This is a genomic window from Psychrobacter sp. CX18 (genome assembly GCF_057396215.1).
Map to the genome: position 1 here is coordinate 348,823 of NZ_JBXYJH010000001.1, position 13,527 is coordinate 362,349.

The 13,527-nt window shown below is 41.9% G+C and carries 10 protein-coding genes; 5 read left to right on the top strand and 5 right to left on the bottom strand.

Translation table 11 applies throughout. From position 1 onward, the window contains the following. Positions 1-153: 153 nt before the first annotated feature. Entirely contained in the window at positions 154-1,974 is a 1,821-nt protein-coding gene (locus AC2SLT_RS01430; RefSeq protein WP_486545563.1) for an acyl-CoA dehydrogenase C-terminal domain-containing protein, read from the bottom strand. Between the two features lie 570 nt (positions 1,975-2,544). On the opposite strand from AC2SLT_RS01430, the gene AC2SLT_RS01435 reads away from it, so the two are divergent. Beyond that, positions 2,545-3,651, top strand: coding sequence for an FUSC family protein (locus AC2SLT_RS01435; protein WP_486545564.1), 1,107 nt, complete (start codon positions 2,545-2,547; stop codon positions 3,649-3,651). Between the two features lie 35 nt (positions 3,652-3,686). Here the strand turns inward: AC2SLT_RS01435 and aroE are convergent, their stop codons facing one another. Continuing rightward, positions 3,687-4,556: a shikimate dehydrogenase gene (aroE, locus tag AC2SLT_RS01440; RefSeq protein WP_486545566.1), complete on the bottom strand. Its 870-nt coding sequence runs from the start codon at positions 4,554-4,556 to the stop codon at positions 3,687-3,689. A gap of 708 nt (positions 4,557-5,264) precedes the next feature. Here aroE and AC2SLT_RS01445 point away from each other — a divergent pair. Both AC2SLT_RS01445 and AC2SLT_RS01450 read left to right on the top strand, forming a co-directional pair. Beyond that, positions 5,265-6,023 carry a hypothetical protein gene (locus AC2SLT_RS01445; RefSeq protein ID WP_486545567.1) on the top strand — a complete coding sequence of 253 codons (759 nt, stop codon included), beginning with the start codon at positions 5,265-5,267 and terminating at the stop codon, positions 6,021-6,023. A 164-nt stretch (positions 6,024-6,187) separates the two neighbouring features. Further along, positions 6,188-7,261, top strand: a complete 1,074-nt coding sequence (locus AC2SLT_RS01450; protein ID WP_486545569.1) for an aminotransferase class IV — start codon at positions 6,188-6,190, stop codon at positions 7,259-7,261. Here the strand turns inward: AC2SLT_RS01450 and AC2SLT_RS01455 are convergent. Both AC2SLT_RS01455 and AC2SLT_RS01460 read right to left on the bottom strand, forming a co-directional pair. Next, complete coding sequence (locus AC2SLT_RS01455; protein WP_486545570.1) at positions 7,225-7,419, bottom strand: DpnD/PcfM family protein; 195 nt, start codon at positions 7,417-7,419, stop codon at positions 7,225-7,227. The genes AC2SLT_RS01450 and AC2SLT_RS01455 overlap by 37 nt on opposite strands. Positions 7,420-7,554: 135 nt before the next feature. After that, on the bottom strand, positions 7,555-8,319 hold the full coding sequence (locus tag AC2SLT_RS01460; protein ID WP_486545572.1) for a DpnI domain-containing protein: 765 nt from the start codon (positions 8,317-8,319) through the stop codon (positions 7,555-7,557). Positions 8,320-8,436: 117 nt separating this feature from the next. Here AC2SLT_RS01460 and mltG point away from each other — a divergent pair, with 117 nt between their 5' ends. After that, a complete protein-coding gene (mltG, locus tag AC2SLT_RS01465; RefSeq protein WP_486545574.1) occupies positions 8,437-9,663 on the top strand; it encodes an endolytic transglycosylase MltG in 1,227 nt (408 codons plus the stop codon). 14 nt (positions 9,664-9,677) lie between these two features. Beyond that, complete coding sequence (gene tmk, locus AC2SLT_RS01470; protein WP_486545575.1) at positions 9,678-10,343, top strand: dTMP kinase; 666 nt, start codon at positions 9,678-9,680, stop codon at positions 10,341-10,343. Positions 10,344-10,513: 170 nt separating this feature from the next. Here the strand turns inward: tmk and AC2SLT_RS01475 are convergent, their stop codons facing one another. Continuing rightward, positions 10,514-12,805, bottom strand: a complete 2,292-nt coding sequence (locus tag AC2SLT_RS01475) for a cation:proton antiporter (protein WP_486545577.1) — start codon at positions 12,803-12,805, stop codon at positions 10,514-10,516. Between the last annotated feature and the right edge of the window lie 722 nt (positions 12,806-13,527).

The following is a 13,527-nucleotide window of genomic DNA, read 5'->3' on the forward strand; positions in this document are numbered from 1 at the left end:
TGGCAGGATTAGCTACTGATTGGTTTTATAAAATAAAGAGTGTAGCAAAGATATCAATATTCAAAAGAATGTCACAAATCAATATCCACAAAAAAACGCCCTAATAAATTAGGGCGTTTTTTTGTGGAGGTTAAACTTTATAAATAGTAAGACTTAGTCTAAGAACGCAAAGTTCTCGATGTCCATATCCGTCATTGACGAGCTTGGTGCTACCATGCTTTCGGCATGACCTGAGGTACGTGGCAAAATCTTATCAAAATAGAAGTTTGCCGTTTGGATTTTAGCGGTATAGAACTCAGGCGCTTCAGTACCACCATTCTCAAGCTTTTCTTGTGCTACTGCTGCCATACGTGCCCAATGATAGGCCATCATCACATAGCCTGAATACATTAAGTAATCGACTGAAGCGGCAGATATAATCTCACGATCTTTACGCGCGCTTAGCATTAGACGAACGGTTAAGGTGTTCCACTCAGCACATAGCTTGGTAAGTGCCCAAACATATTTACGCATGTTTTTGTCTAAGGCATATTCACCACACCACTTCATAATGCTTGAAGTATAGTCGCGGATAGCCTTACCTTTAGACTGTAAGATCACCTTACGACCTAATAGGTCAAGCGCCTGTACGCCAGTGGTACCTTCGTATAGGGTAGCAATTCGAGCATCACGAGCGATAAGCTCCATGCCCCACTCTTTAATATAGCCGTGTCCGCCATATACTTGCTGACCTTCTTTCGCCGCTTCAATACCAAGCTCAGTTAAGAAGCCTTTAATAATAGGCGTATAGAAGCCTAATTTATCATCCCACTTCTCAAACTCTTCGTTGTTGCCTTCAGCGACGCCTTGTGACATTTTATCCGCATAGCGGGCAGCATGATAAATCATTGAGCGGCCGCCTTCAGCGAATGCCTTCATGGTCAATAGCATACGACGTACATCTGCATGATGAATGATGGCATCAGCTACTTTATCCGGCTCTTTGGTGCCAGATAGGGTACGCATTGAACGACGCTCTTTGGCATAAGGTAGGGCGTTTTGGAACGCAAGCTCACAATGGGCAAGACCTTGAATACCTGTACCAATACGCGCTGTATTCATAAAGGTAAACATGGCTTTAAGACCACGGTTAGGCTCACCGATTAAGTAACCTTTGGCGTCATCAAAGTTCAAGACACAGGTAGCTGAAGAGGAGATACCCATCTTATGTTCGATTGAACCACATGAAACACCGTTGCGTTCGCCAGCTTCACCTTCTTCATTGATATCAAACTTAGGCACAATAAATAGTGAAATACCACGAGTCCCTTCAGGCGCATCTGGAAGACGGGCAAGAACGATATGGATAATATTATCCGTTAGGTCATGCTCACCGCTTGAGATGAAGATTTTAGTACCGTTAAGTTTATAAGTACCGTCTTCTTGAGGTACTGCTTTGGTTTTTACTTGACCCAAGTCAGTACCGCATTGTGGTTCAGTCAAACACATAGTGCCTGACCACGTACCTTCGACAAGCTTTGGCAAGTAGGTGTCTTTTTGCTCATCAGTACCATACTGAAGTAAGGTATTGATACAACCAGTAGTTAGACCAGCATACATAGTCCACGGCCAGTTAGCGGTTCCGATCATTTCAGACTTAATAAGGTTGATGGACATGGGCAAGTTCATACCGCCGTACTCTTCAGGGTATGAAATGCCTTGCCAACCCCCTTCTACGAACATATCGTAAGCTTCTTTAAAGCCTTTAGGGGTTGTCACTTCACCATTTTCAAAATGACAGCCTTCTGCATCTGCAGGCTGATACAGGGGAGCAATGACGTTTTCAGAGAAGTCGGCAATGCCCTGAAGGATCATATCGACGGTTTCTGGATCCGCATTTTCACCATTGCTTAAGTCTTTAAAATGAGTTTGAAAGTCAAAAACATCATTTAGTAAGAACTTCATATCGCGGAGGGGGGCTTTATAACTTAACATAATTGGTCTCTTTGAAATTGGGTGTATAGTAGTCAGCCATAGTGCATTCGATAATGGCATCACGACATTGAATTTAGTATAACGGTAATTAATATAAAAACCTATGATCTATAACTATTATTCATTAGTGAACATCTATATTATAATAATTAGTTGCGTTAACCCTCAAAAATACAGATATTTTATGATTTTATGAGTATAGCTACACTTTATTAGAGTTAATGTAAGATTTTGATATAATTATATTTATGGTTCAATATCTAGGAACATCTGAACTGACATTATTATAATAATTTAATTTATGACTATGGTTGGTTCATACTGATGCTCAATACTTTTATTTAGTATTTAGTATTTAGTATTTAGTATTTAGTATTTAGTATTAGGAACCCCTCAATATAGTATAGCGTTTAAAAATTAGGCGCATTATATTGATGTTGTTCATATGTCACTTTGAGTTTATATTTGTTGACGACTGCTCAAAGACGCATTAACCATCAACCTCTATCCTATTCGATCTCTGTACGATCATAATCCTCTCATCCAACTGTTTAAAAGATTAGCTGACCTATGTACAAACAGCGCATAAAAGAGCTTGCGAGGCGTGAAGCCAGTCATTTGTTTACCTTAAAGACGACCACGAGACCTTGGCATTTCGTCGTTACAGCTGCAGCGACGATCACAGCGACTATCTTAATTGGGGTTTTATATCATCAAATGGCGACGGGTATCTTGGCATCGCTTGGCGCTATGATTATTCTAAATCAGCCGTCCACAGGCAATTTGCGCCAACGTCAGGGGCTGCTGTTGTTTATGGCACTCGTGATGGTTAGCAGCTATAGTTTGGGGTTGATCGCCTATAATCTACCCCACTTGCGGATGCCCCTATTCAGTATGGTGGCCTTGGTGTTAGTCTTTATCGGTCGTTACCTACATTTACCCCCGCCTGCTGGCATGTTTATTATGATGGCATCTACTATTGCGATGTTTAGTCCAGTAGGGTGGTCAGAGATGTCTGCAAAAATAGCGGTGGTGGCAAGTGGTTCGGCATTTGCTTGGCTCGCTGGCCTGTTGTATAACCTTTTTATTGTCAAGCCGTCAGACGAGCGTGCGCCTAAAAGAGGACGTTATGAGAAAGGACTCCTGACTGAGACGGTTATTGTGACTGCCTTTGTGGTACTGGCGCTAGAGACCGCAATGTGGCTACATATGCCTTATCCTTATTGGGTACCGGTTAGCTGTTATATTATTTTGCAAGGCATACATCTGCGAACAATATGGATTAAGCAGTTACATCGTATATTGGGGACGGGTATCGGCGTTGGGGTGGCGTGGTTATTACTGGCACTGCCGCTGAGCAATATGGGGGTCGTGCTGGTTATTTTTATGATGTTTCTTTGGATTGAGGGCATCATTGTGCGACATTATGCGTTAGCCGTTGTGATGATTACCCCCATGACTATTTTTATTGCCGAATACGGAAGAGGTCATGCCGCGCTAGAAGGGGCGGGTACTATTGCTCATAATGCCATCATTCAGGCACGATTTTGGGATACGGTATTAGGATGCTCCATAGCGTTAGTAGGCGGTGTGGTGATGCACTCTACTTGGCTTAGACGGCCTCTGATGACACTTGAGGCCAAAATGATTAAGCACAAGGTTAACCAAAAAGTCTAAGCACAAACTATAGGCATACAAGTTAAGCACAAAAGCTAAGCGGTTGTGGCAACAGCGGTGGGGTCGACTTTGACCCCTGTCCAGTGCTCGAAGCTTAAGGCAGCCTGTCCGATTAACATACCATAGCCTTCTGAAGTATGAGCGCCTTGTGCTTGGAAATGGCGTAAAAAAGGAAGTTCACGACCATACATCATATCGTAGGCATAGTGGCAGCTAAGACTCTCATCAAGTGGCAGCATGTCCCCAGATAGGCCAATGGAGGTGGCATTAATGATAATATCAAATGGTCCCGTTAAGTCAGTCAGTGCTACGCTTTTAGGGTGAATCTCTTTAATATCAGGACTGGCATCACACAGGTGTTGAACCAATGCGTCGGCTTTACTCACGGTGCGATTCGCAATCGTCAATTGACTGACCCCTGCTTCAATCAGCGGCAATATAACCCCACGAGAAGCGCCGCCTGCCCCTAATATAGCAACGTTAGCTGCTTTTAATGGCCAACCGAGTGTTTTAAGATGGTTGACGAGGCCTTGGCCGTCTGTATTATCGCCATATATCTTAGAATCTTTTAACATCAACGTATTGACGGCGCCCGCGACTTTGGCATGGTCGGATAATCCGCCGCGCTGCGCACACAGTTTATAAGCCACCTGTTTAAAAGGCACGGTGACATTCGCGCCAATACCGCCGCCATTAAAAAAAGCCTCAACCACGGCCTCAAAGCCTGCCGCATCATCTGGACAATACTGACGATTGTACTCGATGGACAGTCCAGCTTGTTTTGCAAACTGCTGGTGGATGTCAGGAGATTTACTGTGGGCAATCGGATTGCCAATAACAATGAAGTGTTGCTTGACAGCTGAGTGTTGCTTAGCAGCTGAATTGTGAGTTGCAGGGTTTGTCATAAGTCACTCGTTAGTAAGAGATAGGTCGTACATTTATTAAGCATTATTATAAGTCATACCTGCTCTATAAAATAACCAATGTTTGTTAGACTCGGTCAGGTTGTTTAAACTTACTATTGGTAGCATTTGATTTATTAGTTTGATTGGTTGCGTTTGGACTGGCCTTGCTCGATACGTTTATTTCTCGATTTGGTAGTATTAGAGTCTATAAGACTCTATAAATAAGGTAGAGTCTATAAAAAGGCTTGATAGTTATTATGTGATCTCTATTGTCTCATGGTTGTTAAAGGATAAAAAATCTACCAAAACAGTCTCGTGCTTTTAGGCTATCAGTCTTCCTACTTAGTCGATTTTATACATCCCCTAAGTTAAGATAACAAACACTCTATCTTAGGGAGAGGCCCTAGCAAGATTTTAGCAGTGGTTCATGTTTTTTCCACTATGCAATGGGCGGCGATTTGGATACACTAGCTACCTATGATATAGAAACTAATTGAAAAGAAACTAATTGAAAAGAAACTTATTGAATAGACACTTGTTAAACATAATGGTTAGGATTAATAAAAAGTTTCGGTTGCATAAAAAGGTTAGGCTGAAGTACCAAGGTTAAGGTATATTAACAAATTACTAACTCTAATAACGTTTTCAAATCCGGATAACGTTTTCGCCCTAAAAGATGAAATATGTATAAATAAAAGGTGTGCGTGAATGAATTTCAGCATGATTTTGACTAAGTTTTCTAGTGCCAAGCTTTCTAGTACCAAGTTTTCCAGTACTAAGTCTATTAATAGCCCTAAGCTTTTATACTCAATGTTGCCTCGTATAGCAGCGATTGGATTGGCAACCTGTTTGGTAGTCACGGGTTGTGGGCAAACGGATCAAGAAAGTAGCGCAGGTGCTGTAGAAAAAAGCTCATCAGAAGCTCTATCTGCTGAAACAAAAGCGACCAACGATGCGTTGCAAGCGCATCAACAAGATATTAAGGATAGTAATGCCGTAAACGCGGAGCCAGAAGGAAAGCCTGTTAGCTATGATGTGCAAAATTGGAAAGCAAACAGCAATACCAACATTGGTGTAGAAGACATTGACCAAATGAAGAAAATGTTTGGTAAAGTGACCGCCACGGATAAAAATAGTTTGGATTACGCCAGTAATAGCGCCGTAAAATACCGATTTATGGAAGGGGATCAACCTTATTTAGATATTATCGACTCGCCCAGCTATTTAGAGTTTGGCTGGTATTATGCAAACCCCAATGACTCAGATAAAGAAAAACAGATAAGTGTTGATCATGCTAAAAAAGCCTATCAGGTGGCCACTGCCCTTATGGGCGATGAAGGGGGTCAACTAGTTGCCAGCATGTTAGGGCGTCAAATAACCAAAGATAGCGAAGTCGGTGGCAAGCAAGTTGAACTGGCAAAATGTGAATTTTATAGTTGTATGCTGATTTTAAACAAAGGTAATTAAGGTGATTATGCAACGCGCTATCGCTTCTTAACTGCGATGTTCATTGTGTATTTTTAGATGCTGATATCATCTTATGATGGTTTAGTGTTATAACTCTTTCTAATCAGCGTCATGTTCTAATCAGAGTCATAGCAGGTGACGCCATTTTAGGAAAGGAATAAAATATGTCTAAGGCCATGACTTGGTATCAACTGACCGATGCAGGTATGGCTAAATTTGACGATACCGCTTTTGTCGCCAGCCCTTCACTTATACAATCCTCATACCTAGATCCCTCTGATATACCCAGTTCGCGCGCGATGGCCTATGGTGATGGCTTTTTTACCACCATAGGTGTCCATAAGGGCGATCCTTTAGGGCTGCCCTACCATCAAGCGAGAGTGCACAGTCACTGTCAGGCGCTTTATCTCTATTTTCATTTAGAGCGTCAAAAGCTGCTATGGCAAGCGATTATAGACTTAGCTAACAATATACAACACGGTATTATCAAAGTTATTATCTCACGTGTTGAACAAGACTTGAGGGGCTATGCGCATGCCGCGACTTTAGAGGATAATTCCGCTTTGGTCTGGATTGGGGTGCTGCAAAGTAATCCATTATCAGATAAAACAGCCACCTTTCTTTCTGATGTTATTGCTCATGTTGATACCCCAATAATGTCATCCAATCCTAATGAAGACCGTCAATGCTCTCCTCTTGAAAATTCACCTGAAAATCTTGACCGCAAGGTAAATGGCGACCTTATTCTTCAGCAACCGCCAATCGTTGCTACCTGTCTCACCTCACAACTGGCAAGCTTACCTAAGCCTCTTGCGGGTCTAAAAACCTTAAATCGACTAGACAGTGTCTTGATCGCAGGCGAGCTCCAACGCGTTAAGATGACGCACCCTGAAGTCGCAGAAGGTTTGGTTAGTGATATGGCAGGTCACTGGGTTGAGGGGGTATCTAGTAATGTATTTTATCAATTAAAACCGATTGACTCACAGACTCAATGCACTAAAAATAAGTGGTTAACGCCGCCTATTAAGGCCTCTGGGGTCGCAGGCACTTTGCGTCAAGCCATTATGGATAGACTTGAGTGCGCCAATCAACCCGTCACGCTTCGAGAACTGACTAGTAACGATTTCAAAAAAATTCATTCGATGTTTTTTTGCAATGCGGTGCGGGGTGTTATGCCCGTGCGTGAGCTGCTGGCCAATGATCAGCGCTTGGTGTTGTCATTACAACCCTTTACATGAAATTCAGTGCTTATGTGATGTTCACTGTTTAAAACAATATCTTCGTTTTTATACTGTGTTTTAATCTTTTCTACTGCCTCTAATTTATGGTCCGCCACTACCTCAACTACCGATGACAAGGTTTCGATAATTTCAATCGAGAAAGTCTGTTTACTCATTGCTATTACCTTATTTATCTTTAATGATCCAAAGATATTAATGTTTTTAATTTTGAGAGGGTTTTTTATAATTATAGAGGCCTAATGCTTTAATTCTGATCGTCGTTTGTAACGATGCAGGGTGTTTTATCTATTTTATGAACGCTTTCTATATTGTCCGTTACCTAAGAATTCGATAATGCCTTTGCCACGCAATATCTGCAATTGCTGACGAATTTTGGCTTCAATATTATTATTGTCGGGATAACGAGATTTAAGGTAGTCGCTAAAACGATAAACATCTTTAAGATTAAAGGCAATGGGCAATTTATCCACGCATTGCATGACCTCTAACGTCCAGCCTCTGTTTTTTGCATTTTGAGTACGTAAAAAAGTTGTTTTATGAAACTGAGTAGTGACAAGATTTGGCGGAATTACGGTTTGGTTTTTTACCAAAAATACTTTACCAAGGTCAGGCACTTTACTCAGGTTTATATTGCAACCGACCCATCCTGCACGCTTCGCTGTTTCAGGCAAGGGAGGCCGCTTTATAATAATATCAGGTGTAAAAAAGTGCTTAGGAATAATTAGAAAGTTATTAACTGTCAGCTCATTAGAGTAAGTTAAAAAGAAAAAATTGGGATTGGTATCGCTGCTGATGCGCTCTATCATGGTGTTATAAGCCCCATCATTAATGACGTTGCTTAGTGTCGCTCTTTTACTTTTAAGTTCATACTGCTCTTGACAGCTTTGACAAAAGAAATCAGCGACAGGACGATTATTGGCAAAGTTTTGTAAAGGGGTATTGCCACAATTGGGACAGTAACCTTGTTTACTTACCCAATCTTCACTCAGGACTCTGGCTATTTGACTGGGCGATTTATAGCCTTTTGCTAACTGTTTATCAAACTGTAAGTTCATATTTGAGTCCCGCATCTTGTATGATCGTTAAAAATAGCAGACTTATCTGTGTAATCATCATTGAATATACTTGCATACAGTGCTAAATTCTACAAAACTTTTATCTCGTGAGTATGTATGAGCGATTCAAACCCAAATTTGCCAGAAGATAACACCGATCTTCCTTCAAAAACCCCGCCAGTTCAAGACAAAACAAAGGCAAGCGCCCTAAAAAGTGAGAACAAATCGGCATCCCCTCAGACCGATGTGTCTTTGGTATGTGATGAACACACGACTAAAAAAGAGCCTGCATCAGGAACTACCTCAAAGCGAAGCTACCAATTGTTATTGGTTTTGGGACTGATGTTTGCCTTTGTACTAGCGATGGGCTATCAAACTTTATTTGGTCATTCTTCACAACCTGCGGGCGACATGATGGTAGAAGAAGGGCAGAGTTATTATGGCTTTTTGCCACAGTTTCAGCGCGATGTGCCGATGTTTTCAGCGAATTTAGCTAAGTTATATATTAAGTCTACTGTTGATACGCCACTGCAGGCAGGGAAGTATGAAGTACCTGAGAATGCAAGCTTAATGCAGTTGATGGACATATTTAAGCAAGGGCCTAAGGTTGAAATGGCGACCGTCCAAATCATTGAAGGAAAGCGCGCAGAGGATCTTTACAAAGTTTTGGCGAGTAATGACAACATTACATTAGAGGTTTTAGAAGCTGACGGAACGCCAAAAGACAACTTTAAGCAGCTATTGGGTATTGATGCCTATACACCTGATGGAGAGTTTGCTGATAACTTGGAGGGATGGTTCACCCCAGATACCTATTACTATAATCAAGGGGTAACCGACAAGCAGGTATTGACTGACCTCTATCAAAGCCAGCAACAAGCACTTGATACAGCGTGGGAAAATCGAGCAGAAGGTTTGCCGTATAAGTCGCCTTATGATGCGCTTATTATGGCCTCTATTATTGAGAAAGAGACCAGCGTACCGAGCGAACGTGAAGTGGTATCAGCCGTGTTTGTTAACCGCTTAAAACAAGGTATGCGCTTGCAAACAGACCCTACTATTATTTATGGGATGGGTAAGCGCTATGATGGCAACATTCGCCGTCAGGATATCGATGAGAAAACCGCTTATAACACTTATCAAATCGATGGCTTGCCACCGACGCCCATATCGCTACCGTCAATTGCCTCTATCGAGGCAGCGATGCACCCAGCTGACAGTGATGCACTGTACTTTGTTGCAACCGGTACAGGGGGTCATAAGTTTACGAAGACGCTCGCTGAGCATAATCAAGCGGTAAGAGAGTATCTCAACGTCATGCGTCAACAAAAGAGCAATCAATAAGTGGGTGATCCTTTATGACAGCATCTATGAAAGCGATTGTGCCAACGACGACCAGTCAGGGTAAGTTTATAAGCTTTGAGGGCACGGAGGGTGTGGGTAAAACCACTGCCATTAATGGCTTATGTGCTCAGTTAGATGCTGAAGGTATCGATTATGTCCGCACCCGTGAGCCGGGAGGCAGTCCATTTGCTGAGCAGCTGCGAGCGTTGTTGCTCGATCCACAGACCGATATTCACGATAACACAGAGCTATTATTAATGTTTGCTGCCCGTAGTGACCATTTGCACAAGGTGATATTGCCGGCCTTAAATGCAGGTAAATGGGTAGTATGTGATCGCTTTATAGACTCTACGGTTGCTTATCAGGGCTATGGAAGAGGGAACGCTGATCCAAGCGTCTTAAGAAAAATTGACAGCTTGATTAGCCAGTTTGTACACCGATTGCCTGACATGACGCTATGGTTGGATTTACCCGTTGCAGAAGGGGTAGCACGTGCTGGTAAGCGCAGTGCTGCAGATCGCTTTGAGCAAGAGAAGCTAGCCTTTTTTGAGCGGGTATATCAAGGCTTTCATGAGCAGTACCAAGCTTATCCGCAGCGCATTAAGCGTATAAATGCTAGTGGTGAGATTGAGGTTGTAACGAAGCGGATTTGGCAAGTAGTTAGTCAATATTGCGAATGATCTTGCTATCAAAGCAAGCTAGTGTCACTTGCAGTATCAGTCAGTCATAATGACTCACTAAAAATAAGCTAGGCAAAATGAAACAATCAAAATAAGCTAGGCATAAAAAGAGCACTCAATTGAGTGCTCTTTTTTTGTCTACCATTATGGCGAGTAGGCTTAATATGAAACTATTTGTCATCTTTCTTAGTAGTCTCACTCTTGGTAGCTTCACTGCCTTTACGAGCCGCTGTGTCTGGTAAGCGCTCAGGATCTAAGCTGCCATCGGCCTGTCTTGGGGCTTGAGAGTTACCATTATCTTTTGACTGTAATGATTTTATTGACGTTTGTTGTTTAGCCATCTTTGGTGCTACCTCAGAGCTGCCAGCGTGTTCCTGTAATGTCTTTTCAAGCTTGGAGGCAAGCTCTTCCTCTAACGTCTTGGCAGGTAGCACGGTGGGTGCCGACTGAGTGTCTACTTCCGCTTTTGTAGTGTTATCGGGTGTTGTCGATGACTGCGTCGGTTTTGAGGGGCTATTTGATGCTTTTGTGACATCAGAATCACTCTCATAAGAGGGATCACGAACATCATCAGATAAGGCTTTTTCTTTGCGCTTCTCAGGTGCTTTGGACGACGCTTTAAACTGAGAGTCTGCTAAGGCGCGGGCTTGGTTTTGTTTGTCAGTAACGTCAACATTTTTCGGTTGTACGTTATCTTCAATCACTAACGCGACTAATTTTTGATCACGGGTAATTTCGTTTTCTGAGCCGTCAGTAATGACATGCAAATGGCCTTCTTTATCAATGGTAAATAACGGCACAAATTGTTTGTTGTCAGCTTGATATTGGCTATAGGTATAGCTATCAGTGATATTGGTAATCTTTACCCGTGCTTTTTTAGACAGCATACTCGCCATCTTGGTGTAGGTGACATCTTTACCAAATAACCAGTGTGAGGTGAACCCTGAACGTTTAGACTCGCGTTCAGTCTTGGTTTTATCATCAGCAAACTTAAGGCGGTAGATCTTTTGATCACCAAACTCATGGCGATAATGTAACTCTGATAGGGTGTTCATCTCTTTATCGATACTCATCGCAAACAGATGACCAATACCAATTAAGTCTAAATGGCGATCGGCATGATCAGAGATGGGATTACCAAAGTAGGTTCGCAGTCCAGACATACGTGCCTTAGCGATATTGGTGTAGTTATTATGCGCCACCAATACATCAAATCCTTGATCTTGCAGAGCTTCGGCTACTTTGATAGCGACAGGGTTTGAACCCACGATAAGTACCCCATTGCTGGCAGGCTCACGAACCCCCAATAGATTCCCCACCATTTTAGCGCCTAAGCCCTGAATCAGTACTGTACCGATAATGACCATGAATACCAGAGGCACCAGTAGTTCGACACCTTGGATATCATATTCTTGCAGGCGAATAGCAAACAAAGATGAGATAGCGGCTGCGACAATACCGCGCGGACCAATCCAACTAATCATCATTTTTTCTGATGTTTTCAAATTGGAGCCCATCGATGAGACCCAAACGGATAGCGGACGGGCAATAAACATCACAATAGCCAATAGCACTAGCCCTTGGATGCCGACACTTAACAAGCTGTCGAGCTCAACGCGAGCTGCTAAAACGATAAACAATACAGAGATCAATAAGACGGTTAATGACTCATTAAATTCTAAAATTTGATCGCGTGGAAAACCTTTCCAGTTAGCTAATGCTACCCCCATGACGGTGACGGCTAATAGACCAGATTCGTGCTCTAAGTGATTAGAGATTGAGAACAGTAACAACACAAATGCTAAGGTAAAGACATTGTGCAAAAACTCAGGAATCATATGGCGTTTGATAAGATTTGCTAAAACAAAGGCACCAAACATACCGATGATACTAGCGATAATAACAATCTCAGCAAATAAGAAGATGCTATTTGCCTCACCGCCTGAGATGATGTATTCATAGACCAAAACGACAGCAATTGCCCCCACAGGGTCGATAATAATACCTTCCCACTTAAGAATATTAGAGATGGTCTTATTGGGGCGTACACTTCGGAGCAAAGGCATGATCACAGTCGGACCAGTGACACAGACTAATGAGCCAAATAACAAGGCAATCAGCGGATCAACATCAAAGAGCAAGTAAGTCGATAGGGCAACAATGGCGATGGTAATGACCACACCGACTGAGACCAGCATCTGTACTACTTTACCGTGTTGCTTAATTTCATCAAATTCTAATGTTAAGGACCCTTCAAATAAGATAATGGCAACCCCTAAGGATATAAACGGGAAAAGTAACTCGCCAAGGACAGCATCAGGATCGAAGTAATTCATTACTGGACCAACAAAAATGCCGATGAGTAATAAAAACAATATAGAGGGCTGTTTTAAATACCAAGCGAGCCATTGGGCAGCAATGCCAAGCCCAAGCACGCCAGATAATAATAACGCGGTATCCATGAATAATTCCTTGTAGATGCAAGACATCATTACGATGCCATTTTGTGTCAGCTGAGACCTCGATCTGTCATCAATTCTGTTGCACAGTTTATCAAAAGAGAAGAGATGTCGTTTAAACGGTTACAGTATGGTTTAACTGCAATAACTAAAGTTCATAATGTTCAACAGAGGCTAATCATCATTGTAAAAAAAAGCCTAGTTAAAATTTCTAGGCTTTGCGGAGTAGCGGCGTTCATTATTCGGCTTTTATTATTTAACGTCTGTTCTTTAAACAAAGGTTTTTAACAGATTTCGTCTAACAGATGGGTTTTAACGTTTATCGTTTAATAATGAGGGGTAATACCCAGTTTTTAATACCCAGCTTTTAATATCTGAGTATTAGCACTAGGTTTTCACATCTGTCATTAGACGTATCATGAAATATCAAAGTGCTGACTCAAGGTTTTTGTTTAAAATAAGGTGAACAAAGCAATTCTTAACTAAGAAGCATCAATAAAAAAAGCCGATGAAAAACCATTAATTATTCAGCCCCTATTTAAAACGAATGGTCTCTAACGCAATTAACACTCTTTTATATTAAGAGAGTAACATGACAGTCAATTGAAATCCTGTTAAAAATCAGCAAACATTCGAAGGTTATGATATCACGAAATAGCACATGACATTCAAATAATGGCCTCGCCTAGCAGACCCCAATTAAAAATACCTATTATTAATGCCTA